The 24,419-nt window shown below is 74.2% G+C and carries 18 protein-coding genes; 8 read left to right on the forward strand and 10 right to left on the reverse strand.

Translation table 11 applies throughout. From position 1 onward, the window contains the following. Positions 1-20: 20 nt before the first annotated feature. Positions 21-2,000 (reverse strand): zinc ribbon domain-containing protein, encoded by a 1,980-nt coding sequence (locus ACGFI9_RS05665; RefSeq protein ID WP_393175367.1) that lies wholly within the window; start codon positions 1,998-2,000, stop codon positions 21-23. A gap of 244 nt (positions 2,001-2,244) precedes the next feature. Here ACGFI9_RS05665 and cofD point away from each other — a divergent pair, with 244 nt between their 5' ends. After that, positions 2,245-3,192, forward strand: a complete 948-nt coding sequence (gene cofD, locus ACGFI9_RS05670) for a 2-phospho-L-lactate transferase (protein ID WP_393175369.1) — start codon at positions 2,245-2,247, stop codon at positions 3,190-3,192. Continuing rightward, complete coding sequence (locus ACGFI9_RS05675) at positions 3,189-4,277, forward strand: coenzyme F420-0:L-glutamate ligase (protein WP_393175371.1); 1,089 nt, start codon at positions 3,189-3,191, stop codon at positions 4,275-4,277. Before cofD ends, ACGFI9_RS05675 begins: the two co-directional genes overlap by 4 nt. 52 nt (positions 4,278-4,329) lie before the next feature. Here ACGFI9_RS05675 and ACGFI9_RS05680 read toward each other — a convergent pair whose 3' ends face one another. Together ACGFI9_RS05680 and ACGFI9_RS05685 are read right to left on the reverse strand one after the other, a co-directional pair. Further along, positions 4,330-5,313, reverse strand: coding sequence for a winged helix-turn-helix domain-containing protein (locus ACGFI9_RS05680; protein ID WP_393175373.1), 984 nt, complete (start codon positions 5,311-5,313; stop codon positions 4,330-4,332). Positions 5,314-5,568: 255 nt separating this feature from the next. Continuing rightward, positions 5,569-6,654, reverse strand: coding sequence for a hypothetical protein (locus tag ACGFI9_RS05685; RefSeq protein WP_393175375.1), 1,086 nt, complete (start codon positions 6,652-6,654; stop codon positions 5,569-5,571). Positions 6,655-6,693: 39 nt separating this feature from the next. On the opposite strand from ACGFI9_RS05685, the gene ACGFI9_RS05690 reads away from it, so the two are divergent. Then, positions 6,694-7,269: an NUDIX hydrolase gene (locus ACGFI9_RS05690; protein ID WP_393175377.1), complete on the forward strand. Its 576-nt coding sequence runs from the start codon at positions 6,694-6,696 to the stop codon at positions 7,267-7,269. 21 nt (positions 7,270-7,290) lie between these two features. Here ACGFI9_RS05690 and ACGFI9_RS05695 read toward each other — a convergent pair whose 3' ends face one another. Both ACGFI9_RS05695 and ACGFI9_RS05700 read right to left on the reverse strand, forming a co-directional pair. Beyond that, positions 7,291-8,382, reverse strand: a complete 1,092-nt coding sequence (locus ACGFI9_RS05695; RefSeq protein ID WP_393175379.1) for a mannose-1-phosphate guanylyltransferase — start codon at positions 8,380-8,382, stop codon at positions 7,291-7,293. 63 nt (positions 8,383-8,445) lie between these two features. Beyond that, the gene (locus tag ACGFI9_RS05700; RefSeq protein WP_393175381.1) at positions 8,446-9,591 is read right to left on the reverse strand and encodes a glycosyltransferase family 4 protein; all 1,146 of its coding nucleotides are present in this window, start codon (positions 9,589-9,591) and stop codon (positions 8,446-8,448) included. 151 nt (positions 9,592-9,742) lie between these two features. Here ACGFI9_RS05700 and ACGFI9_RS05705 point away from each other — a divergent pair, with 151 nt between their 5' ends. Continuing rightward, complete coding sequence (locus ACGFI9_RS05705) at positions 9,743-10,432, forward strand: TIGR03089 family protein (RefSeq protein WP_393175383.1); 690 nt, start codon at positions 9,743-9,745, stop codon at positions 10,430-10,432. A gap of 187 nt (positions 10,433-10,619) precedes the next feature. Here ACGFI9_RS05705 and ACGFI9_RS05710 read toward each other — a convergent pair whose 3' ends face one another. Both ACGFI9_RS05710 and ACGFI9_RS05715 read right to left on the reverse strand, forming a co-directional pair. Next, a complete protein-coding gene (locus ACGFI9_RS05710) occupies positions 10,620-12,608 on the reverse strand; it encodes an acetoacetate--CoA ligase (RefSeq protein ID WP_393175385.1) in 1,989 nt (662 codons plus the stop codon). 151 nt (positions 12,609-12,759) lie between these two features. After that, positions 12,760-13,278, reverse strand: coding sequence for an acyl-CoA thioesterase (locus tag ACGFI9_RS05715; RefSeq protein WP_393175387.1), 519 nt, complete (start codon positions 13,276-13,278; stop codon positions 12,760-12,762). Between the two features lie 23 nt (positions 13,279-13,301). On the opposite strand from ACGFI9_RS05715, the gene ACGFI9_RS05720 reads away from it, so the two are divergent. Continuing rightward, complete coding sequence (locus ACGFI9_RS05720) at positions 13,302-13,961, forward strand: hypothetical protein (protein WP_393175389.1); 660 nt, start codon at positions 13,302-13,304, stop codon at positions 13,959-13,961. Between the two features lie 54 nt (positions 13,962-14,015). Here the strand turns inward: ACGFI9_RS05720 and ACGFI9_RS05725 are convergent, their stop codons facing one another. Further along, positions 14,016-15,179, reverse strand: a complete 1,164-nt coding sequence (locus ACGFI9_RS05725; protein WP_393175391.1) for an acyl-CoA dehydrogenase family protein — start codon at positions 15,177-15,179, stop codon at positions 14,016-14,018. 249 nt (positions 15,180-15,428) lie between these two features. On the opposite strand from ACGFI9_RS05725, the gene ACGFI9_RS05730 reads away from it, so the two are divergent. Next, positions 15,429-16,856, forward strand: a complete 1,428-nt coding sequence (locus ACGFI9_RS05730; protein WP_393175393.1) for a UDP-glucose dehydrogenase family protein — start codon at positions 15,429-15,431, stop codon at positions 16,854-16,856. A 151-nt stretch (positions 16,857-17,007) separates the two neighbouring features. Continuing rightward, positions 17,008-21,915: an SCO7613 C-terminal domain-containing membrane protein gene (locus ACGFI9_RS05735; protein ID WP_393175396.1), complete on the forward strand. Its 4,908-nt coding sequence runs from the start codon at positions 17,008-17,010 to the stop codon at positions 21,913-21,915. Between the two features lie 74 nt (positions 21,916-21,989). Here ACGFI9_RS05735 and purE read toward each other — a convergent pair whose 3' ends face one another. Both purE and ACGFI9_RS05745 read right to left on the reverse strand, forming a co-directional pair. Further along, complete coding sequence (gene purE / locus ACGFI9_RS05740) at positions 21,990-22,478, reverse strand: 5-(carboxyamino)imidazole ribonucleotide mutase (RefSeq protein WP_393175398.1); 489 nt, start codon at positions 22,476-22,478, stop codon at positions 21,990-21,992. Then, complete coding sequence (locus ACGFI9_RS05745) at positions 22,475-23,635, reverse strand: 5-(carboxyamino)imidazole ribonucleotide synthase (RefSeq protein WP_393175400.1); 1,161 nt, start codon at positions 23,633-23,635, stop codon at positions 22,475-22,477. The genes purE and ACGFI9_RS05745 overlap by 4 nt, the downstream gene beginning before the upstream one ends. 129 nt (positions 23,636-23,764) lie before the next feature. Between ACGFI9_RS05745 and ACGFI9_RS05750 the strand changes: the two genes are divergently transcribed. After that, positions 23,765-24,415: a pyridoxal 5'-phosphate synthase gene (locus ACGFI9_RS05750; protein ID WP_393175402.1), complete on the forward strand. Its 651-nt coding sequence runs from the start codon at positions 23,765-23,767 to the stop codon at positions 24,413-24,415. Positions 24,416-24,419 lie beyond the last annotated feature (4 nt).

Raw genomic sequence — 24,419 nt, forward strand, 5'->3', positions numbered from 1 at the left:
CAGGCAACCACTCCATCCAGTTACGAGACAGCCCTTAGTGATCCTGGGCCGGGTTGAGTTTCCGGGATCGTTTCCCATCGTGGTGGGGTCGCGTGGGCGTGGAAGTGGAATCCCGCGCCCAGTGCGGCTCCTCGGGGCCGGTGGCCGGTGGTGGGTGTGCTGATCGTTGTCACGCTCTGGTGCCGGTGGGCTGCGCGGGGCAGCTTCCGGTCCGTTGGTGCGTGTCCCTCCGGACGCTTGCCCGCCAGGCCGTGAGGCCGGGTGGGGGAGGGTGCCCTGCGTCGCCTGGGCGCGGGGCGTGGTGGCGTGTGCCGGGTAGGGCCGGTCTTCGACCGCTCCTCCCGGCTGGTCCTGGTGGTGGGGGTGAGGACGGCTGTGGCTTCGAGGGGGTCCACGACTGAGCGGATCACCATCTGCCCGCTGGTCTTGTCGGTGACGGTCTTGGCCTGGTGGGTCAGGCCGCGGGCGGCGATGCGCCGCCATGCACCCTGGTCGCGGTCGCCCTGCCAGCCGCAGCTTTCCGTGGGGCAGATGGCCCACTTCCAGCCCGCCATGGTCGGCTTGTCGGGCGCTTTGCGGTGTTGCAGCGGGGTCAGGCATTGCGGGCAGTGTTTGGAGGTGTTGCGGGCCGGGACGGTGACCACGGCGATACCGGTCTCGGCGGCGAGGTGCCGCATCCGGTCGACGATCTGCCCGCGGACCTGCTGGGACAGTCGCGTGTTCAGAGTGGCGCCCATGCCCCGTGCTTCCAACGACCGCAGGTCTTCCACATAGATCACGCTCGCCCCGGCGGCGATCGCCTGGTCCACGGCCCACCGGGCGGCAGCCCACGCGAGCGCGTCGTTCAGGTTCGAGCGGCGCTCCGACACGTGCCGGATCTCGCCGCGCAGCACGGCAAGCTTGCCGACGAGTTGATGCTGCGAGTCGACGCCGATGAGCCGCACGTACTGGTCGGCCTTGGCGTGCAGCCGCTCACTCTGGCGGCGCAGGCGGTGCTGCTTGGCGAGAACCCCGGCGGCCCGGAACTGGCCAACCGCCCTCAACCCGGTGATCCGCCCGTCGGTGTGCAGTCGCAGGGCCCCCGCGCACAGCAGGGTATTCAGGCCCCAGTCCACGCCAAGCGCCACCCTGTGCCCGGCGCGCCGGACCTTCGGCACCGCATGGCTGTATGCGACATCGGCGCGCACCGTGCCGCCGGTGACGGCCAGGGTGGGCAGGTGCAGCACCGCCGAGGCAGGAACCGTGGGCGGCAAGCTGATCCGGCAGGCCACCCACGTCCAGTCCCGATACCCTCGCGGATCCGCACGGGTGGGCAACTGCAAGCGCAGCAACGCCCTCCCGGGATCAGTGTCGCAGCGCTCGATCGTGGCCTGCTGCCTGTCACACGCGGCCAGCAGCAGCATCCGCGCGACTCGCGGGACGCCTTCCAGCTCGAACACATCCACCGGCAGCCGGCCATGCGCGGCGAGGAACTTGACGGCCTGCCGGGTGCGGCCCTTGATGACGCTCGACGGCAGATGCTCCCCACCCGGGACCGCCTCGCGCACCTGCGCCCACTCCTGCCCGGTGCGCATACCCGGGTAGACCGGCCAGGTCGCCACGATCCCCGCGGTCAGCTCAGCCCGCCACTTCACCGACCGAAGAGCACGTCCCGCCTGCTCCTGCGCCATCCGCACGACCCGGTCGTTGACCTTCACACCCTCCGCAGTGGTGACGGTCCAACCCAGGCGCCGCAACGCCATCCACGCGTTCGACGGCAGTTTTCGGCCACCCGCATCCACGCCGCAGGCCAACACCTCCACATCCACGGCGTTCCAATGCTCAACCAACAAGCCGGAAACCATGCCCGCCACCAGATCGGCACACCAGCCGACACGCTGCGCAAGCACCGCCCGGGACAGCACCTCGCCGGTCTTCTCATCCACACCCGCACGCACAAGACTGCGGGCACACGCAATGCGGGTGGTCACGCCCTCGGCCAGCGGCAGCTTCCCGCTCACCAACTCACCGCCTCGACAACGATCCAGGAAAGCCCCCGCTCACGCCCGACCCACGTCACCGGAACACTCCCCGAAACCCGAAGAAACATCACCGGGAAACCCGAAACGCCTCACGCCCCTGCGGAAGCCGAAGAGGTTCCACACCGTCAAACTATGATCACTGAGGATTCCTAATCAAGCCGGTCAGCCTAGTCTCTCCAGCCGGCACCCGATCGACGGCCGCGCGTGCGGAAGGATGGACGTCATGCGCATCGTGGTTCTGACCGGCGGAATCGGGGGTGCCCGGTTCCTGCTCGGGGTCCGGGCGTACGCCCGGGAGGTGGGGGCCGAGGTGACGGCCGTGGTCAACGTCGGCGACGATCTGCTGCTGCACGGGTTGAAGGTCTGCCCCGACCTGGACAGCGTGATGTACACGCTGGGCGGCGGCGCCGACCCGGAGCGGGGCTGGGGCCGGGTGGGCGAGAGCTGGACGGTCAAGTCGGAGCTGGCCGCGTACGGCGCCGAGCCGACCTGGTTCGGGCTGGGCGACAAGGACATCGCCACGCACCTGGTCCGTACGGCGATGCTGAACGCCGGCTATCCGCTGTCCCAGGTGACCGAGGCGCTCGCCACCCGCTGGCAGCCCGGCGTACGACTGCTGCCGGCGACGGACGACCGGCTGGAGACGCACGTGGTGGTCGACCTCGACGGCGGCCAGCGGGCGATCCACTTCCAGGAGTGGTGGGTGCGGTACCGGGCCGACGTCCCGACCCACCGGTTCGTCTTCGTGGGGGCGGAGACGGCGAAGCCGGCGGCCGGTGTGCTGGAGGCGATCGGCGCGGCCGACGTGGTGCTGGTCGCGCCCAGCAACCCGGTGGTGAGCATCGCCCCGATCCTGGCCGTGCCCGGGCTGCGCGAGGCGGTGACCGACGGGCCGGCCCCGGTGGTCGGGGTGTCCCCGATCATCGGCGGCGCCCCGGTGCGCGGCATGGCCGACCGCTGCCTCGCCGTGCTCGGCGTGGAGTGCAGCGCGGCCGGGGTGGGCGGCCTCTACGGTGGCCGGTCGGCCGGCGGCCTGCTCGACGGCTGGTTGGTCGCGCCCGAGGACGAGGGGACACTGGTGCCGGACGTGACGGTACGGTCGGCACCGCTGCGGATGACCGACGAAGCGGCCACGGCGACGATGGTCCGGGCCGCGTTGGAGCTGGCGTGAGGCTGGAGATCCTGCCGGTGCTGGGCATCGGCGACGTGACCGAGGGCGACGACCTGGCGGCGGTGATCGCCACCGCCGCGCCGTGGCTGCGCGACGGCGACGTGCTGGTGGTGACCAGCAAGATCGTCTCGAAGGCGGAGGGCCGGCTGGTCGACGTGCCGGCGGACGGCCCCGAGCGGCTCGCCGCCCGGGACGAGGTGCTCGCCGGGGAGACGGCCCGGGTGGTGGCCACCCGCGGCGCGACCCGGATCGTGCAGACCCACCACGGCTTCGTGATGGCCTCCGCCGGGATCGACGCGTCGAACGTGGACAAGACCCGCCTGGTGCTGCTGCCGAAGGACCCGGACGCGTCCGCGCGGGCGCTGCGGGCCGCGCTGCGCGAGCGGTACCACCTGGACGTCGCGGTGATCGTCAGCGACACCATGGGCCGGCCGTGGCGCAACGGCCTCACCGACGTGGCCCTCGGGGTCGCCGGGATGCCGGCGATCCGCGACCACCGCGGCGAGATCGACCCGTACGGCAACGAGCTCCAGCTGACCCAGCTCGCGGTGGTGGACGAGCTGGCCGGCGCCGGTGAACTGATCAAGGGCAAGTGCGACCAGGTGCCGGTCGCCGTCGTCCGGGGCTACCCGGGCGTGGCCGGGGCCGAGGACGGCGAGGGCGCCCGCGCCCTGGTCCGGGACGCCACGCTGGACCTTTTCTCGCTGGGCACCGCCGAGGCGAAGGCCGCCGGGTTCCGGGAGGCCGCCACCCTGGCCGAAGGCCCGGGCGCCGAGCCGGCCGACCCGGCTGCCGTCGACCGGGCGATCGCCGCGGTCGCCGAGGTGGTCGCGCCCGGCACCGTCTTCACCCACGTCACCGACGAGGAGGTACGCGCCGGCCTGGTCGCCGGCGTGCCCGGCTGGCCCGAGCAGGCCACCGGGCTGGTGCTGGGCGCGCCGCCGGCCCCGGTCGGTCCGGTGGAGCTGGTGCGGTTCGGCGCCGATCTGCAGCGGCTGCGTACCGCGCTGGCCGCCGAGGGTGTCCCCTCCGCGCTGCTCCCGCCACCGGCGGGCAGCACCGCCAGCGCCGCCCTGGCGATCTGACCCCCGAGCCGCAGCAGGGCGGCGGGCGGCGCGCGCGGCGGGCGGCGCGGCGTCAGGCGTCGAGGACGGCGCGGCCGAGCGGGGTCAGGGTGTGCAGCACGGTGTTGCGGTCGCGGTGGCTGACCAGCAGCCCGGCGTTGCGCAGCACGCTGGCGTGCTGGCTGGCCGCGGCGGCGGAGATGTCCAGCCGGCGGGCCACCTCCCCGGTGGTGCAGCCGTTGTCGGCGGCCGCCAGCACGGCGGCCCGGGTACGCCCGAGCAGGGCGGCGAGCGCCTCGCGGTCGCCGTCCGGGTCCCGGGAGACGGCGAGCCCGCCGAGCCGGTCGACCGGGTAGACCAGCACCGGGGGCAGCGTCGGGTCGAGGAGGGCGACCGGGATCCGGGCACAGAAGAACGACGGGACCAGCAGCAGGCCGCGCCCGTCCAGGCGCAGCTCACGGGTGTCCGGGTAGTCGAGCACCTCGAGGACCCCGTCCGCCCACCGCATGCTGGGCCGCAGGCTGGCGAGCAGCCCCTCCGGTCCGCCGTCGAGCATGGCCCGGGCGCGCCGTGCCCGGTCCGCCTCCACGGCGGCCTGGATCCGGGTCCAGTACGGGGCGACCGCGAGCGCCTGGTAGCGCGCCATCGAGTCGGTGAGGTGCCGCAGCACCTCGGGCTCGCCCCGGGCCAGCGCGTCGGCCGGGGCGGGCAGGCTGTTCTCTTCGGCCAGCACGGTGAGGTCCCGGCGCAGCATGCCGATCGGGGTGCCCCGGACCGCCGCCAGCCCCGCCTCGAACCCGTCCCGCGAGGCGTACGGGGTGAGGAAGTCGGGGAAGTAGCCGCGGGGCGGGTTGAGGGCGAAGAGGAGCCGGAACTGCTCGGAGCCGCTCTCCGTACGCAGGGCGCGGGCCACGGCCCGGCGCCACTCGAGCATCAGCGGTTCCCGCCCGCGACCCTGAAGCAGGTGCAGGCTGAGGACCAGTTCCCAGACCGGGTCCGCGGCGGAGGCCACCCTGGTGCGCAGGATGTCCTCGCTCGAGAAGATGATCTTCAGCATGGAGCGCTCTCCTGGGGGCGGGCAGAGGGATTACCCACCTCCCCTGGCACTGTACCCGCCGGCACTAATCTCCACTTTTAAGCGTGAACTGAAAAACCTCGACGGCGATCTGAGGGGTTGGGCACACTACCGTTGCCCGGCGCGGCCGGCGGTGCCACCACCGGTCCTGGGCAACCGGGCGACCGGGCGGCACCACGAGGGTCTGCGGCTTCCTCCGCAGGGGTGCCCCCGGTCGTTCTCCCGGCACCCGCCGGCTCAGCCGATCCAGAGCGCCACCCGGTGGTCCTCGTCGGTGACGTAGAAGCAGCTTCCGTCCAGCTCGGCCAGCCCCTCCACGTGGTGGAACGGCGCCAGTTCGGTTACCAGCTTCCCCGCCACCCGGGCGTCCGGCGTCGGCTCCCACCGGAAGGCGACGTGCCGCGAGGTCACCTCGCCGCCGTGCGGATGGTCGTCCAGCAGCACCGAGCCCTTGCCCAGCGCGTCGATCGAGCCGATCACCGCCGCGTACCCGCCGTCGGGGGTGGGGGCGACCGCCCGGAAGCCGGTCAGCGTGCCCGCCGGGGTCACCCCGGTCAGGGCGTACGCCCCGACAGCGCGGGGCGAGCCGTCCGACAACTCCAGCTCGGCGCGTCTGACGCCGCGCCGCGACCTGGAGCCGTCGTCCACGAACATGTCGGCCACCCCGGCCAGCTCGACCAGGATCGGCTCCCCCTCGGCGGTCACCGGGAACCGCAGCCCGAGCAGCACCGTCCCGGCCGGCGTGAACGCCGCCGCCTCGACGTTGACCGGCAGGTCGTCCTCGGCGAGCCGGGTCACCCAGCTCTTGGCCCGGGCGGTGCCCCGGGCCAGGGTCTCCACGATGAACCGGTCCCGGACCCGGTCCCCGGCCGGCAGCGTGCTGAACGGCGCGGCGGCGAGCGCGTCATTGACCGCCCGGTGCAGCCGGAACCGGTTGCGCACCACCTCCAGCGGCAGCGTCCCGGCGGCGGCGTCCGCCTCGCGGAACCGGGCCACGAACGCCCGGCGAGGGCGCAGCGGGCCGGCCTTCGAACCGAACTGCGAGCCGAAGACGTACACCCAGCCGTCGTGGTGGGCGAGCGCCTCGCCGTCCTCGGTGCGGCCGTTCTCCCGGCCGGCGTCGGCGGCCACGTGGTGCGCGACCCACTCGCCGTCGTCCCGCTCCAGCAGCAGGGCCAGGCAGCGTTCCACCGGTCCCTCGTCCAGCACCGTCCAGAAGCCCCGACGGGCGCGGTGTGCGCGCAGCAGCGCCGGGGAACAGACCGGCAACAGGTCGCTCGCCTCGTTGCCGGCGACGACGAACTCCAGGAGTCGCAGGGTCACCCGGCCAGGGTACGGAGCGACCGCTCGTAGAGTGTCCGGGTGCACACCGACCTGGGGACGTACGCCGACCTGCACGCCGACGCCGTCGCGGTGCTGAGCCGCTGGACGGCGACCAGCCCGACCGCCGCCGCGAACCGGGACCGGACCCTGGAGCTGCTGGCCGCCGGGCCGGTGGCGATGAGCCGGGAGCACCGGCCCGGGCACGTCACCGCCAGCGCCCTGGTGCTCGACGCCGACGGCGCCCGGGTGCTGCTCTGCCTGCACGGGAAGTTCCGCAAGTGGGTGCAGCTCGGCGGGCACTGCGAGCCCGGCGACCGGACGCTGGCCGCCGCCGCGCTGCGCGAGGCCGCCGAGGAGTCCGGGATCACCGGGCTGGTGGTGGACCCGGTGCCGATCGACGTGGACGTCCACCCGGTCGCCTGCCAGGGCGGTTCCCTGCACTACGACGTCCGGTTCGCCGTGCTCGCCCCGGCCGGGGCGATCGAACGGGTCAGCGACGAGTCCGAGGCGCTGGGCTGGTTCCCGCCGGACCGGCTGCCCGAGCCGCTGGCCGACGGTACCGTCCAACTCGTCGCGCCGGCCCTGGCCACGCTGGCCCGCCGCGCCGCCGGCTGACCGGCGGCGCGGCGCACCCGGTCAGGTCAGGCTCTCCTCGCCGCGTTCCTTGAGCTCGTCGACGACCTTCTTCACGTCCTGCGCGCGGTCCCGCGGGCAGACCAGCAAGGCGTCCGGGGTGTCCACGACGATCAGGTCGTGGAGGCCGACGGCGGCCACCAGCCGGCCGGACTGGGGCACCACCACGGTGCCGGTGGTGTCGTGCAGCACCACCCCCGGCTTGCCCTCGCCGCCGAGCACCACGTTCCCCCGGGCGTCGGCGGGGAGCACCTCGCCGAGGGTGTGGAAGTCGCCGACGTCGTTCCAGCCGAAGTCGCCGGGCACCGTCGCCACCCGGCCCGCGGTCGCCGCGCCCTCCATCACCGCGTAGTCGACGGAGATCTTCGGCAGGGTCGGCCAGACGGTGCCGAGGACGTCGTCCTGCTCCGGGGTCCCCCACGCGGCCGCGATCGCGGTGATCCCGGCGTGCAGGGCCGGCTGCTGCCGGGCCAGCTCCGCCAGGAAGACGTCCACCCGCCAGACGAACATGCTGGCGTTCCAGAGGTGCCGGCCCGAGCGGACGTAGACCTCCGCCACCTCGGCGGCGGGCTTCTCCTTGAACTCGGCGACCGGGCGCAGCGGGCCGTCACCCACCGGCTCGCCGGTCTCCAGATAGCCGTAGCCGGTCTCCGGCCGGGTCGGGGTGATGCCCACCGTCATCAGCAGCCCCTGCTCGGCGCCCCGGATCGCCTGCCGCACCACCTCGGCCCACCGGGCCGGGTCGCCGATCAGGTGGTCGGCGGCGAACGAGCCCATCACCGCCGCCGGCTCGCGCTCGGCGATCACCGCCGCCGCCAGGGCGATCGCCGCGCAGGAGTCCCGTGGCGAGGGCTCGACCAGGATGTTCTCCTCCGGCAGGCCAGCCAGTTGCCGGGCCACCGCCGCGACGTGCGCGGCCCCGGTGACCACCAGCGTGCGCTCGGGTGTGGTCAGCGGCGCCAACCGGTCCACCGTCGCCTGGAGCAGCGAGGCCGGGGTGCCGGTCAGCGGGTGGAGGAACTTCGGATGGCCGGCACGGGACAGCGGCCACAACCGTGTGCCACTGCCTCCCGCCGGGATGACGGCGTAGAACATCAGCACATCATGCCCGAACCGTCATGCTACGGACGCGGGGTCGCTAGGACGGGCATCTGACATTCAGGAACGGGCCCGGCTCCACGCGGCGATGTGCACCTCCGCGCTGGACTCCCAGGTGAACTCCTTGGCCCGGTCGAAACCGGCCTTGGCCAGGGCGAGCCGCCGCTGCTCGTCGTCCAGCAGGGCGGCCAGGTCGGCAGCGATCTGGTCCGGGTCCTCGCTGGTGTACGCCACGGCGTCCCCGCCCACCTCGGGCAGGGAGAGCCGCGGTGTGGTCAGCACCGGCGCCGCGCAGGCCATCGCCTCCAGGATCGGCAGGCCGAACCCCTCACCGTACGACGGGTAGGCGGCGACCAGCGCCCCGCCGAGGAAGCCCGGCAGGTCGGCGTAGCGGAGGTAGCCCGGACGGAGCAGCCGCAGGTGCGACGGGACCTCGGCCACGGCCCGGTCGATGTCGTCGTCGTGCCCCTGGCCACCGGCGATCACCAGCGCCGGCGGGTTGGTCCGGTCGGCCACCGCGCGGGCCCAGCCACGGATCAGGTTGGGTACGTTCTTGCGCGGCTCCTTGGCCCCGAGGAAGGCGATGTAGCTGCTGCTGCCCAGGCCGAGGCGGGCGCGGACGCGGGCCTTCTCCTCCTCGCTCGGGGCGTGGAAGGCGGCCTGGTCGACCCCGTGGTAGGCCACGTCGATCCGGGTCGGATCGGCGTCCAGCAGCCGGATCAGCTCGTCCCGGGTGGCCTTGCTCGGCACGATCACCCGGTCGGCGCGGCGCAGCGAGGTCTTGATGGCGCTGCGGAAGAACGTCCGGCGGGACTTGTCGTAGTGCTCCGGCTCGGTGAAGAAGGTCGCGTCGTGCACGGTGACCGTCACCGGACAGCCGGCCCGTAGCGGGCAGGTGTAGAAGGGCGAGTGCAGCACCTCGGCGCCGACCTGCTGGGCCAGCAGCGGCAGGCCGGTCTGCTCCCAGGCGAGCCGGGCCGGACGGTGCGCGACCGCCGCCGGAGCGGGGATCACCTCGGCCCCGGGCAGCATCCGGGTGTAGCGCTCGAGATCGGTGCGGAGGCTGACCACGGCCAGGTCCACGGCGGACCCGCAGACGCCGCCGAGCGCGCCGAGCAGGCCGTCGACGTATCTACCGACGCCGCCACGGTCGGCGGGGACACTCGTGGCGTCGATGAGCACGCGGGGCGGGCGACCGGCGGTCACGGGGCGACTCCTCAGGCTGGCGGGTCTGTGGGGAACAACACTGTCGGCAAGCCTACGCCGGGCCGGGGTCCCGACGCTGACTGCGACCCGACGGTACGCCGACTTGTCGTTGTCATCGAGTACGGGCATCGACCGCGTATCGTTCGCGCCGATGGCCGACAACATTGCCCGGGTGTTCGCCGACGCGATCGCGACCGACCCGACCCGACCCCTGCTCACCTGGTACGACGACGCCACCGGCGAGCGCACCGAACTGTCCGGCGCGACGCTGGCGAACTGGGTGGCCAAGACGGCGAACCTGCTCGTCGACGAGGTCGCCCTCGCCCCCGGCGACCGGGCCGCCGTGCTGCTGCCCCCGCACTGGCAGACTGCGGCCGTGCTGCTCGGCTGCTGGTCGGCGAAGCTGACCGTGCTCGACACCCCGGGCGACGTGGACGTGCTCTTCGCCGCCGCGACCGGGGCGGACGCGGCACAGCGGTGGTCGGCCGGCGAGCGGTACGTCCTCGCGCTGGACCCGTTCGCCCTGCCGATGCGGGCGGTGCCGGCCGGCTTCGCCGACTTCGTCACCGCGGTCCGCGGGCACGGCGACCACTTCACCCCGTACCCGCAGGGTGGCGAGGCGGACGCGGAGCTGCTGGCCCGCGCGGAGGCCCGGGCCGCGGAGCTCTGCCTCACCCCCGGCGACCGGATCCTGGTGGACGCGACGGCCTATCCGGACCCGGCCGACTGGCTCCTCGCCCCGCTCACCGCCGGCGCCACCCTGGTCGCCTGCGCCAACCTCGACCCGTCCCGCCTCGACGCCCGCACGGCCACGGAAAAGGTCACCCGCACCCTCGCCTAACCCCCACCCCCCGTCCCCTCCCGTCCCCGGGCGAGGCCCGCCTCGGCGATCTTGCACCTTGGGTTGGCCTTTTGCGGCTTTGCGCCTGTTTAGCGGGCACCGCAAGTGCAAGATCGCCGGCGCGCAGAGCGCGGACGGCGCGGGGGCGGGGGGCGGCGGTGGGGTGGGGTGGGGTGGGGTGGGGTGGTCAGGCTGGGGTTGGGTGGTCTGACTCGGCGCGGCGCTGGGCGAAGGCGGCGAAGGCGGTCAGGGAGTCGGGGTTGGCCAGGGCGCCCTTGGCCGCGGCGCTGTCGACCGGGGTGCCGGTGAGGATCTTCTTGACCGGCACCTCCAGCTTCTTCGCCGAGAGGGTGCGCGGCACGGCACGGACCTGGTGGATCTCGTCGGGGACGTGCCGGGGCGACAGCGCGGTACGCAGCTCGCGGCAGATCTTCTTCCGCAGCTCGTCGTCGAGCTCCAGCCCCTCGGCGAGCACCACGAACAGCAGCAGCTCGCCCGCCCCGCCCTGGTCGTCCTCCAGGTGCACGACCACCGAGTCGACCACCTCGTCCAGCCCTTCGACCACCGAGTAGAACTCGGCGGTGCCGAGCCGGACGCCGCCCCGGTTGAGGGTGGCGTCGGAACGGCCGGTGATCACGCAGCCGCCCCGCTCGTTGACGGTGATCCAGTCACCGTGCCGCCAGACGCCCGGGTAGACCTCGAAGTACGCCTCCCGGTAGCGGGTGCCCTCCGGGTCGTTCCAGAAGCCGACCGGCATGCTCGGCATCGGCTCGGTGATCACCAACTCGCCCAGCTGGCCGATGACCGGGGTGCCGTCGGCCGAGCGGGCCTCGACCTTGGCGCCGAGCGCCCGGCAGGTGATCTCCCCGGCGTGCACCGGCAGCAGTGGCACGCCGCCGACGAAGCCGGTGCAGACGTCCGTGCCGCCGGAGAGCGACTGGAGCTGGAGGGTGTCGCCGACGTTCTCGTACACCCAGGTGAAGCCCTCGGCGGGCAGCGGCGCGCCGGTCGAGCCGACCCCGCGCAGCGCGGAGAGGTCGGCGATCGCCTTCGGGACCAGGTTGGCCTTGCGGCAGGCCAGCAGGAACGGCGCCGAGGTGCCGAAGTACGTGGTGCCGGTCTCGGCGGCCAGCCGCCAGAGCGCCCCCAGGTCCGGGTGGCCCGGGTTGCCGTCGAAGAGCACGATGGTGGCGCCCACCGCCGGTCCGGAGACCAGGAAGTTCCACATCATCCAGCCGGTGGTGGTGAACCAGAAGAACCGGTCGGACGGGCCCAGGTCGTGGTGCAGGGCCAGCATCTTCAGGTGCTCCAGCAGGATGCCCCCGTGGCCGTGCACGATCGGCTTGGGCAGGCCGGTGGTGCCGGAGGAGTAGAGCACGTAGAGCGGGTGGTCGAACGGCACCGGCGTGAAGGTCAGCGGCTCGTCCGTCTCCGCCGCCAGCTCGGCCCAGGAGATCGCGCCCTCTGGTGGGGCACCGGCCGGATCGAGGTACGCGATGCCGACGGTGTGCGCCACCGACGGCAGCGCGGCCCGGATCGCGGCCACCTCGCCCCGGCGGTCGACCGGCTTGTCGCCGTACCGGTAGCCGTCGACGGCAACCAGCACCTTCGGCTCGATCTGCTGCCAGCGGTCGGTGACGCTGCGGGTGCCGAACTCGGGGGCGCAGGAGGAGAAGATCGCGCCCAGGCTGCTGGTGGCCAGCAGCAGCACGAAGGTCTCCGGGATGTTCGGCGCGTACGCCGCCACCCGGTCGCCCCGGCCGACGCCGAGCCGGCGCAGCCCGGCGGCCACCCGGCGGACCTGCTCGCGCAGCTGCGCGGCGGTCAGCGTCTCCGGCGCGCGGGTCTGCCCGTACGCGACCAGCACCGGGTCGTCGTCGCCCCGGCCCGGCATCCGCAGCACGTTCTCGGCGTAGTTGAGCGTCGCCCCGGGGAACCACCGGGTGCCCGGCATGGCCCGGTCGGCGAGCGTGGCGGTCGGCGGGGTGTGCGCGATCACCGCGAAGTAGTCCCAGATCGACCGCCAGAAGGCGTCGAGGTCGGTCACCGACCAGCGCCACAGCGCGTCGTAGTCGGCGAACTCCAGCCCGCGGTGCTCGGCCAGCCAGCGCAGGTAGTCGCCGATCCGGGACCGCTCACGTACGTCGGCCGGCGGCGTCCACAGCACGTCACCCACTGCTCCACCCTCCCTGAGGCCCCGTCACGACACTGTGCATGGGCCGTGGCGCCATCTTGCCCTACCTCGCCAGGCCATTGTCCGCACCGGGTGCCGCCGAGGGGGCGTGGCCGGGCCACACCCCCTGGCCCTGGTATGTGTGGACCGGCCCTCAGCCGGCCCGGTGCGCCTGGATGGCCCGGCGCCGCGCCAGCCGGTGGGCGCGGCGGATCTCCGCCTCCCGGTAGCGCCGCTCGTCCTCCGCGGTCTCCGGCAGCACCGGCCGGACCGGCCGGGGCGCGCCGCCGACGTCCACCCCGACGAAGACCAGGTACGCGGTGGCCACCCGGACGGGCTCGTCCTCGGCCGAGTCCCAGCGCTCGGCGACCACCTTCACCCCCACCTCCATGGAGGTGTTCCCGGTCCAGTTCACCTGGGCGTGGGCGTGCACCAGGTCACCCACCCGGACCGGCTCGGAGAAGACGATCTCGTCGATCGAGGCGGTGACCGCGGTGCCACCGCTGTGCCGGGCGGCGGCCGCCCCGGCGACGTCGTCGACGAACTTCATCAGTACCCCACCGTGCACGGTCCCGTACAGATTGACATCGACTGCGGTCATGATCCGGCTGAGCGTGACCCGCGAGTAGGAGGTCGGCTTGCCGGCCGGCCCGGTGGAGGGGTGATCTGTCATGCCAGAAACGGTACGGTGCGCGGATGCGACATCTCTGGAGCTTCCTCGCCGGGTTGGTGGTGGCGCCCGTCACCTGGGTGCTCGTCACCCTCGGTCAGGACGGATCTGGACGCACCATCCACCGCTGGGTGGATCTGGGTACGTACAGCACCCCCAACCTGATCGAGCCGGCCGTCTACCTGGGCGTCGCCGGCATCCTGCTCGGCCTGCTCGCCACGCTGCGCTTCTCGCCGTCCGGCCCGCTGGTGGCCGGGCTGCTGCTGGTCGTCCCGTACCTCGGGATGTTCGTCGCGCCGTTCACTGTCCGTGACTGGATCCCCGAGAGCTGGAAGCTGCTCGGGGACCCGATGCCGCTGCGCCAGCCGCTGGAGAACGGGACGCTGTTCCTGATCGGCATGCTGCTGCTGATGGCCGTGTTCAGCGGCCAGCGCTGGCGGCAGTGGCCCGGACGGCCGGCGACCGAGGCGGAGCTGACCCCGGTCGACAAGCCGAGCGAGAGCCCCGGTTCGTTCGGCGACTGGCCCGCGACCGACCCGAAGAAGGACGCCGCCACCGCCCCGCTGAGCCTGGGCCATCCCGACACCACCCCCACCGAACCCCTGCCCCGCCGCACCGCCGGCGAGTCGCCCTGGTCCGCGCCCCCGCGCGCCGGGCGACCGGAGGGCACCACCGAGATCCGTTGAACAGCCGCGGGCGGGCCGTGACCCCGGCCCGCCCGCCCGATCATCGCGCCGGCGTCAGCCCTTGAGCAGCTGACGGGCCATGACGATGCGCTGCACCTGGTTGGTGCCCTCGTAGATCTGGGTGATCTTGGCGTCCCGCATCATCCGCTCGACCGGGTAGTCGCGGGTGTAGCCGTACCCGCCCAGGAGCTGCACCGCGTCGGTGGTGATCTCCATGGCGGCGTCCGAGGCGAAGCACTTCGCGGCGGCGCCGAAGTAGGTCAGGTCCGCGTCGCCCCGCTCCGACTTGCCGGCGGCGGCGTAGGTGAGCTGGCGGGCCGCCTCCAGCTTCATGCCCATGTCGGCGAGCATGAACTGGATGCCCTGGAAGTCGGCGACCGGCTTGCCGAACTGCTTGCGCTCCTGGACGTACCCCTTGGCGTAGTCCAGCGCGCCCTGCGCGATGCCGACCGCCTGGGCGGCGATGGTCACCCGGGTGTGGTCCAGGGTGCGCATGGCGGTGGCGAAACCGGTGCCCTCGGCGCCGATCATGCGGTCCGCCGGGATGCGCACGTTGTCGAAGTAGACCTCGCGGGTGGGCGAGCCCTTGATGCCGAGCTTCTTCTCCGGCGCGCCGAAGCTCACCCCGGCGTCGGACTTCTCCACCACGAAGGCCGAGATGCCCTTGGACCGCGCTGTGGGATCGGTCACAGCGAAGACCGTGTAGTACTCGGAGACGCCGGCGTTGGTGATCCACCGCTTCACGCCGTTGAGCACCCAGTGGTCGCCGTCGCGGACCGCCTTGGTGGTCATCGAGGCGGCGTCGCTGCCCGCCTCGGGCTCCGAGAGGCAGTACGAGAACATCGCGTCCCCGGCGGCGACCGGGGTCAGGTACCGGCGCTTCAGCTCCTCGGAACCCGCCAGCAGCAGCGGCATGGTGCCGAGCTTGTTCACCGCCGGGATCAGCGAGGACGAGGCGCAGGCCCGGGCCACCTCCTCGATCACGATCGCGGTGGCCAGCGCATCCGCACCGGCGCCGCCGTACTCGACGGGGATGTGCGGGGCGTGGAAGTCCGCGGCCCGCAGCGCGTCGTACGACGCCTTCGGGAACTCACCGGTCTCATCCGCCTCGGCGGCGTGCGGAGCCACCTTCGCCGCACACACCTCACGGACCGCTTCCCGGATCGCGTCGTGCTCCTCGGGCAACCGGTAGACGTCGAACGACTGCTCTGCGGCCATGTCGGCCCCTCTCCTTCACCGCTAAGATGCGCAGTCTGTGGCGCCCGGTGGCCGCCGACTGCCGCAGACTGAAGAATAGCCACCAGGGTTCGCCAGACATTACCGGCGGGTAGGCTCGCGCCGGGCAGGCGTGGCCATCTCACAACTACCCTCACACGTAGACGACAAGGTCCCCTCGGTGTCCGGCCCTGGCGCCGGAGCAGAATGCGACGCAAGGAAGCGCCGCCAGTGCGAGCGGAGAAGACAGGCGTGACCATCCCGTACCCGAACACCCAGCCGGTACCGGCCATCGCGGCGGTGACCCCGCCCTCGGGCGCGGCCCGGCCCCGCGTCACCTTCCTCGGCACCGGCTACCTCGGTGCGACCTACGCCATCTGCTACGCCGAACTGGGCTACGAGGTGCTCGGCTTCGACGTCGACGCGGACAAGATCGCCAAGCTGAACGCCGGCGAGGTCCCGATCCACGAGCCCGGGCTGGACGAGCTGCTCCGGCGCAACCTGGCCGCCGGCCGGCTGCGGTTCAGCACCGACATCCAGGAGACCGCCGACTTCGGTGACGTGCACTTCATCTGCGTCGGCACCCCGCAGCGGGCCGATGGCATGGGCGCCGACCTGTCGTACGTCGAGGCCTCGGTGACCAGCCTGGCCCAGCACCTGACCCGCAAGGCGCTGATCGTGGGCAAGTCGACCGTGCCGGTGGGCACCGCCGAGTGGGTGGAGCAGCTGGTCGGCAAGCACACCCCGGCCGACCTGGGCGTCGAGGTGGCGTGGAGCCCCGAGTTCCTCCAGGAGGGCTTCGCCGTCGACGACGTGCTGCGGCCCAACCGGATCGTGGTCGGGGTCAAGAGCGAGTGGGCCAACGGCATGCTCTACGCCGCCCACAAGGGCGTCTTCGACTTGGCCGCCACCGAGGACCGCGAGGTGCCCCTGGTGGTCACCGACTTCGCCACCGCCGAGCTGGTCAAGGTCGCCGCGAACGCCTTCCTGGCCACCAAGATCTCCTTCATCAACGCGATGGCCGAGGTCTGCGAGGCCGCCGGCGGCGACGTCACCCAACTGGCCCGCTCGATCGGGTACGACCCCCGGATCGGCAACCGCTTCCTCCAGGCCGGCCTCGGCTTCGGCGGGGCCTGCCTACCGAAGGACATCCGGGCCTTCCAGGCCCGCGCCCAGGAGCTCGGCGCCGGCGAGGCGCTGCGCTTCCTGCACGAGGTCGACCTGATCAACCTGCGCCGGCGCACCCGGGTGGTCCAGCTCGCCGCCGACCTGCTCGGCCGCCGCTCCGGGCCGGCCGGACCGGACCTCTCCGGCACCCGGATCGCCGTGCTCGGCGCCACCTTCAAGCCCAACACCGACGACGTCCGGGACGCCCCGGCGCTGGCGGTCGCCGCGCTGCTCGACAAGGCCGGCGCCGAGGTGCACGTGTTCGACCCGCAGGGCATGGAGAACGCCCGCCGGGCGGTGCCCGAGCTGACGTACGAGGCGAGCATGACCGACGCGGTCCGCGACGCCGACCTGGTCTGCGTCCTCACCGAGTGGGCCGAGTTCCGCAACGCCGACCCGGTCGCCCTCGGCGAGCTGGTCAACGGCCGCAAGGTGGTCGACGGGCGCAACTGCCTGGACTCCACACTGTGGACGCAGGCGGGCTGGGAGTACCGCGGCATGGGCCGCCCCTGACCCCTGGACACCTCGACCGGCCGTGGCGCATCGCCACGGCCGGTCCTTTTTGTGCTCCGAACGCGCCGGCAACGGTCGAAATCCGCGCTCCGCCAAGGCATGCTGCGACAGTGGGGGTCCGTACCACGGGCCGGCCGGACGGAGGAATGTCGTGCAGACCTTCAGGTGCGCCTCGTGCGGACGGGAGATCAAGCCGGCCGTGATCTGCCCGTACTGCGGGGCGGACCAGCCACAGTGGGCCGAGCACCTGGCGGACATCGAGCGCTCGATCGCCGAGATGAAGGCGCGCGACGCCGAGATCGCCCGCGAGCAGCGGCAGATCGCCGCCAAGATGCAGGCCGCCCTCTTCCAGCGGGACATCCTCGCGCACGCCGGTGAGGAACGGGTCAAGCAGGCCAGCCGGCCCCGCCGGGTGCTGCGCCGCCGGCCCGGCCGACGCCCGCCGACGGCCACCACCGGCGCGCCGCCCCGGGTGCCTCGGCAGGGCACCCCGCCGCCCGGCCCGGACGACCTCCCGCCGCCGTCCCGGACCAGGGCGCAGTGGCTCGACGTGGACGACCCGGAGCACCCGCCGGAGGCCTCCTCCCGCGAGGTGCAGAACATCCCCCTCGGGCTCGGCGCGCTGCTGCTCGGCGTCGCGGCGGTGGTCTTCGCGGCCGTCGCCACCAGCTCGATGGACGCGCTGGCCCGGCTCGGCGTGCTGCTGGTCGCGACGGTGCTGATGCTGCTCGCCCCACCGGTGCTGGCCCGCCGGGGGCTGACCTCGACCGCCGAGACGATCGCCGCGGTGGGCCTGCTCCTGCTGCCGCTGGCCGGATACGCGCTCTGGGCCGTGGACCGGATCGGCGGCGCCACCTCCGGGCCGGCCTTCGCCGGATCGATCTTCCTGATCACCACCGTGGTCTCCGTCGGGTACGCGTACGGGACCGGCCTGCGCGCTCCCCGTTTCGCCACCGTCCTGGCCGCCCAGCCGGTGCTGCCGCTGCTGGCGTACGAGCGGATCACCGGGCCGGCCGGCTGGGCGCTGGTGCTCACCGTGGTGGCCGTCGTCGACCTCGCCCTGGCCCGCTCGGCGGTGGTCGTCGAGCGGCCGGTCCGGCGGGACCTGCCCACCCCGCCGGCCGAGCCCGCCCCGCCCCGGCAGCGCTCGGCCGACGATCGGCCCGAGGCGGACCCGGAGGAGTCGGCCGAGGTGCTCGGGGCAGAGCCGGCCGACGGGGACCCGGCGGTCCGGCCGGCCCGTCCGGTGCCGTGGCTGCGCGAGCTGACCTGGCTGCTGCACGGCGTTGCGGTCGCGGTCGCGTTGGCGTACGCGGTCACCGCGCTGCTGCGCGCCGACACGGTGCCGGCCGCCGCCGGCGCGGGCAGCGCGCTGCTGCTGGCCGCTCTGGTGGGGCTGGCCGGCACGCTGGTGCTGCGCCGGCCGCCGCTGCCCGACGTGGGCGCCGGCCTGGTCACCCTGGCCGTGATCGGCGCCCTGGGCCGGGTCGCCTCGGTGGCCGTTCCCGGCCGGTCGCTGCTGCTCATCGCCGCGGTCATCGCGGTCACCGGGTTCGCCGTCCGGGCCGTACCCCAAGCGGCCCGGCGCGGCCCGCAACTCGCCTCGGCGGTGGCGTTGACGGTCAGCGGCCTGGTGGTGGCCGGCGGCGCGCTGCGCGCCGGGCTGGCGCCGGTCCGCGCGTCGCTGCCCGCCTGGTCGGCGGACCTGAGCCGGTGGCCCGCCGAGCTGGCCACGGCGGTCGGACCGACCGGCTGGCAGCTCGCCGCGAGCGCCCTGCTGCTGACGGTCGCCGCGGTGATCGCCCTGCCGCCGGAGATCCGGCGCGAGTTCGCGGTGGTCGGCGCGGCGCTGACCGCGCTCGCCGTACCGGCCTCCCTCGGGCTGGGCTGGGCCGCCGCCTGCTGGCCGATGCTGCTGACCGCGGTGGGCATCGGCGTGCTGGGCCTCAACGCCGGCACCCGGCGCGCGGCGGTGGTGCACGCGGCCACCGCCGCCGGGCTGGGCCTGATCGGCGCCGGTGCCTCGCTCGCCCGGCCCGCGCTCACCGCCGCCGCGCTGACCCTGCTCTTCCTGGCCGGCGCGTTGGTGTCGCTCGCGCCCCGGGTCCGGATCGCCGCCGCCGCGGCCGACACGGTGTGCGCCTGGGCGGCCGGCGGGGCCGCGTTCGCCCTGCCCGGGGCGGTGGCCGCGTTCGTCGCCGCCACCGAGCCGGCCGTCCCGGCCGTCACCCCGACGGTGCTGCGTGAGGTCACCGTCCCGATCCTCGCCGCGAGCTTCCTCGGCGTCTGCGTCACCCTCGGCTACGCCGCCCTGGTGCAGGTCGCGCAGCGGCACCTCAGCGTGCCGCACACGGTCGGCACCGTGCTGGGCGCGGTCGGGGTCGCCGCGGCCGCGTTCGGGGCACCGGGCGCCACCGCCGCCGACGCCTGGGTGGGCGGCCTGCTGCTGCTCGCCGCCGCGCTGCTGGCGCTGGCCCCCAGGATCGACGCCGGCCGCCGCTCCGACCTGTCGCTGGACGGCTCCGACCTGGCCCTGGCCGCCACCACCGCGGCGCTGATCGCCACCCTGGCCCGGATCGCCGCCGTGCTAGCCCCGGGTGGTCAGCTCGTGGTGGCGGCCGCGCTGGTGCTGGTGGTGGCCGTCGCCGCACGGGCGATGCCCGAGGAGTGGCGGCGCGGTCCGATCCTCGGCATCGCGGTCGGCGGCACGTTGATCGGTCTGATCGCCAGCTGGAGCGCGCTGCGCGGCGGCGTCGGCGTGCTGGCCACCCCGGGTCCCATCTGGGCCGGTGACCTGAGCGGTTGGCCGGCCGCCCCGACCGGCGGGGCCACCTGGCAGGCCCCGGTCGCGCTGGCCCTGCTGGCGGTGGCCGCCGGCATCCTGCTGCCGCCGCCCTGGAAGTACGACGTCGCCGGGGCGGCCGCCGTGCTCGCCACCATCGGCGCCCCGGCCGCCTTCGACCTGCCCTGGTGGTCGCCGGTGCTGGTGGGCGCCATGGTCGCCACGGTCTTCGGGACGGCGGCGGTGGCGGCGGTGGACCCGCGCGCCGCGCTGTCCCGGGCCACCGTCGCGGGGGTGGTCACCCTGCACGCCGCCGGTGCCGGGCTGGTCCGCCCGTGGACCACCGCACTCGCCCTGGGCAGCATCGCGCTCATCGGGGTGGTGGTGGCGGCCCTGGCCCGGGTGCTCGCGCCGGCGCTGATCGAGGACGTACGTACCGAGGGGATGCCGGCGCACCTGGTGCAGGTGGGCGGAGCCGCGGCGGGCGCCGCCCTGCTCGCGCTGCCCGGGGCGGTTGCCGCCCTGGCCGCCGAGTCCGGGCGGTCACCGCAGGTGGTGCTCACCGCCGCGCTGGCCGCGTCCAGCATCGGCCTGGCCGCGGTCGCCACGGTCCGCCGGCAGGTCCCGCAGTACCTGCCGTACGCGAGCGTGGCCGTGGTGGGCGGTGCCACGATCAGCGCGGTCGCCGCCGTGCTCACCCACCTGCCCTCCGGGGTGTACGCCGCCGCGGCGGCGCTGCTCGGCGTGCTCGCCGAGCTGGTCCGGGCCGCCACCGTCCCGCCGGCCGGCTCCGCCCAGCCGGTACGCCGCTGGTCGGTGCTGCTGAACGGGGCGCTGCGCCGGCTGCCGGACGACGGTTCGGAACTGCGCTGGCGGGTCAGCCCGGCGGCCGGGGCGCTGGCCGCGGCGGTGCTGCCGGTCGCCCTCGCCCTGGTGACCCTCGCGCCGCCGCTGCTGGTGGCGCTGGTGGAGCCGATGCGGGTGCTGCCCCGGATCTGGCAGGGGCCGCCGCCCGGGCTGCTCACCCCACCCGCCGAGGCGGTGGACCCCACGCACGTGCTGACGGCGCTGCTGCTCACCGCCACGGCGGCGCTCGCCGCCACCGGGTTCAGCGGCGGCCGGCGGTCACGGGCCGTGCCGGTGGTGCTGCCGGGCGCGGCCGTCACCCTGCTCATCACGCCGGTGGCACTGGGTCACGGCTGGCCGGAGAGCGCGCTGGCCGGGCTCGCCGTCTTCACGCTGGCCATGCTCGGCCTGGCGCTCACCCCGCCGCCGCCGCTGGCCGAGCCGGCCCGCTCGCTGCGGGTGACCCGGGTGCTGGTCTTCGCCATCGGGCTGGCCGCCGGGGGCGCCGGCCTGGCCGGCAGTCTCGCCACCCGGGAGCTGACCCTCTTCACGCTCGGCGGGGCGGTCGGCGTCGGCGTGGTCGCCGCGCTCTTCGGCACCACCCAGCGGGCCCGCATCCTGGGCTGGCTCTTCGCCTCGCTGATGGCCCAGCTCTTCGTGCTCACCCTCGGGCTGGTGGCCGGGCTCGCCGCGGTCTGGTCGGCGTTCGGGGTACTGGCGGTCGGGGCCGCGCTCCAGGTCGTCGCCGCCACCCTCCCCCGGCTGCGCCGGCCGGAGGCGTACCGGGAGGCGGCCACCGTGGAGTGGAGCGGCTACGCCGCCGCCCTCATCGCGCTGGCGCTGGCGTACGACTCGCCCCGGCACATCGCCGCGCTGCTGGCCGCGTGGGGTGCCGTGCTCGGCGTGGCGGCGGGCCGCCCCGGCCGGCGGCCGGTGGAACGGCGGATCCTGTTCTGGTCCGTGGTGGCCTGCGAGATCAGCGCCTGGTGGATCCTGATGCGGGTGGCCGACGTGGCGCTGCCCGAGGCGTACACCCTGCCGTTCGCCCTGCTCGCCCTGCTGGTGGGGGTGCTGGAGCTGCGCCACCACCCCGACCAGTCGAGCTGGGTGGCGTACGGCCCGGCCCTGGTCGCCGCGTTCCTGCCCACGCTGGCGATCGTGCTGGCCACCGACACCAGCATGCTGCGCCAGGTCCTGCTGCTGCTCGGCGCCGTGGCGGTGCTGATCTTCGGCTCGACGACCCGGCAGCAGGCGCCGGTGATCGTGGGCGCCACGGTCACCGCGATCGCGGCGGTGCACGCGCTGATCAGCCTCGGCCCGTGGCTGGTGCTGATCCCGGCTGGCTTCCTCCTGCTGGTGCTCGGCGCGAGCAACGAGCGCCGCCGCCGCGCCCAGGAGCGCCTGCAGACCGCGCTGCGCGGCATGAGATGAAAACGGAGGGCCTGGCGTCCGCCGTCGGGGGCGGGCAGCGGGTGCCGGGTCCCCGGCCAGAGGCGGGCGGGTGGTCAGAGGGAGGCGCGGAGGGCGGCGTCCTTCTCGGCGACCAGGTTCTCCAGGCTCGCCTGGTAGTCCGCCATCCGCCTGAGCAGGACCGGGTCGCTCGCGGCCAGGATCCGCACCGCCAGGAGCCCGGCGTTGCGGGCGTTGCCGATGGAGACCGTGGCCACCGGCACGCCGGCCGGCATCTGCACGATGGAGAGCAGCGAGTCCATCCCGTCCAGGTGCTTGAGCGGCACCGGCACGCCGATCACCGGCAGCGGGGTGACCGAGGCGACCATGCCCGGCAGGGCAGCCGCCCCGCCGGCCCCCGCGATGATCACCTTTACCCCCCGGGCGGCGGCCTCGCGCCCGTAGTCGATCATCTTGACCGGAGTACGGTGCGCCGAGATCACCTGGACCTCGTACGGCACCTCGAACTCGTCCAGCGCCTCGGCGGCGGCCTTCATGGTCGGCCAGTCCGAGTCGCTGCCCATGATCAGCCCGACGGTGCTCATTCGCGCCCCTCCCGGAGCCAGCGGGCGGCTCGTGCGGCCCGGGCCCGTACATCGTCCAGGTCGTCACCGAGCACCGTGACGTGCCCGATCTTGCGGCCCGGGCGCACCTGCTTGCCGTACAGGTGGACCTTGGCCCCTGGCTCGGCGGCGAACAGGTGGTGCAGCCGCTCGTCGATGGACATGCCGCCCGGCTCGCCGCCGAGCACGTTCGCCATCACCACGACCGGCGCGGTGAGCGAGGTGTCCCCCATCGGGTAGTCCAGCACCGCCCGCAGGTGCTGCTCGAACTGGGAGGTCCGGGCCCCCTCGATGGTCCAGTGCCCGGAGTTGTGCGGCCGCATGGCCAGCTCGTTGACCACCAGCCCGGCGGGCGTCTCGAACAGCTCCACGGCCAGCAGGCCGACCACGCCGAGCGCGGTGGCCAGGTCGATGGCGAGCTGCTGGGCGCCGACCGCCAGCTCCTCGGGCACGCCGGGCGCCGGGGCGAGCACCTCCACGCAGATCCCGTCCCGCTGCACCGTCTCCACCACCGGGTACGCGGCGACCTGCCCGAACGGCGAGCGGGCCACCTGCACGGCCAACTCCCGGCGCAACGCGACCCGCTCCTCGACGATCAACGGGGTGCCCCCGGCGAGCAGGGTCGCGGCCAGCTCCTCGGCCTGGACGGCGTCCTCCACCAGCCAGACGCCCCGGCCGTCGTAGCCGCCCCGGGCCGCCTTGAGCACCACCGGCCAGCCGACCTCGGCCCCGAAGGCGACCAGGTCGGCGGGCTGCTCGACCGGCTGCCAGGCCGGGTTCGGCGCGCCCAGCTCGGCGAGCCGCTCGCGCATCACCCGCTTGTCCTGGGCGTGCAGCAGCGCGTCGGCCGGCGGGAAGAGCTTCACCCCCTCCTCGGCGAGGGTGCGGATGTGCCCGCTGGGCACGTGCTCGTGGTCGAAGGTGACCACGTCGCACCCCTTGGCGAAGGTGCGCAGGGCGGCGAGGTCGGTGTGGTCGCCGTACTGGACGTCGGCCGCGACCAGCGCGGCACCGTCGTCCGGGGCGAGGGCCAGCACGCGCAGCGACTGGCCGAGGGCGATGGCGGCCTGGTGGGTCATTCGGGCGAGCTGGCCGCCGCCCACCATGCCGACGACAGGCAGTCCGGTACGGGAATCCATAGCGCCGCCAGCCTATCCGGGCGGCCGGCCGCCCCGGCCCGGAGGTCCAGGAAGCGGCAGGCGGCATGGACGACGGCCCGGGGACCGGCGGGGGCCGCACCGCCACACGTCAATTGGCATGATCAGGTCATGAGCATCCGCGACCTGCTGCGTGGGCTTCCCGTGCTCGCCCACGAGATGCCCCCGTTCGACCCCGGCGACGTGCCCGACGCGCCGGTTCCGCTCTTCGCGTCCTGGCTGGCCGGGGCGATCGCCGCCGGCGTGGACGAACCGCACGCGATGACCCTCTCGACCGTGGACGCGGACGGCGCCCCGGACGCCCGGGTGCTCATCCTGAAGGATCTTGACGACGAGGGCTGGTCCTTCGCCACCAGCTCGACCAGCGCCAAGGGGCGGCAGCTCGCCACCGAGCCGCGGGTGGCGCTGAGCTTTCACTGGCGGGAGCAGGGCCGGCAGGTCCGGGTCCGCGGGGTTGCCCGGCCAGCCGACCCCGAGGTGTCCCGGCGCGACTTCCTGGCCCGCCCGCTCGGCTCCCGGATCGCCACCATGGCCGGCCGGCAGAGCGAGCCGCTCGACCGCCGGGAGGCGCTCGACGGAGCGTTCGCGCGGGCTCGCGCGCTGGTGCTCAACACGCCGGATCTCGCCCCCGAGGCGCACACCGTCTACCTCGTCCGTCCGGAGACGGTCGAGTTCTGGCAGGCCGACCGGGAGCGCCGGCACGTCCGGCTGCGCTACCGCCGTGCCGGGGAGGGCTGGGAGCGGGAGCTGCTCTGGCCGTAACGGC

Origin of the sequence: Micromonospora sp. NPDC048930, from assembly GCF_043197935.1 — a bacterium.
In the GTDB taxonomy this organism is placed as follows: Bacteria; Actinomycetota; Actinomycetes; order Mycobacteriales; family Micromonosporaceae; genus Micromonospora.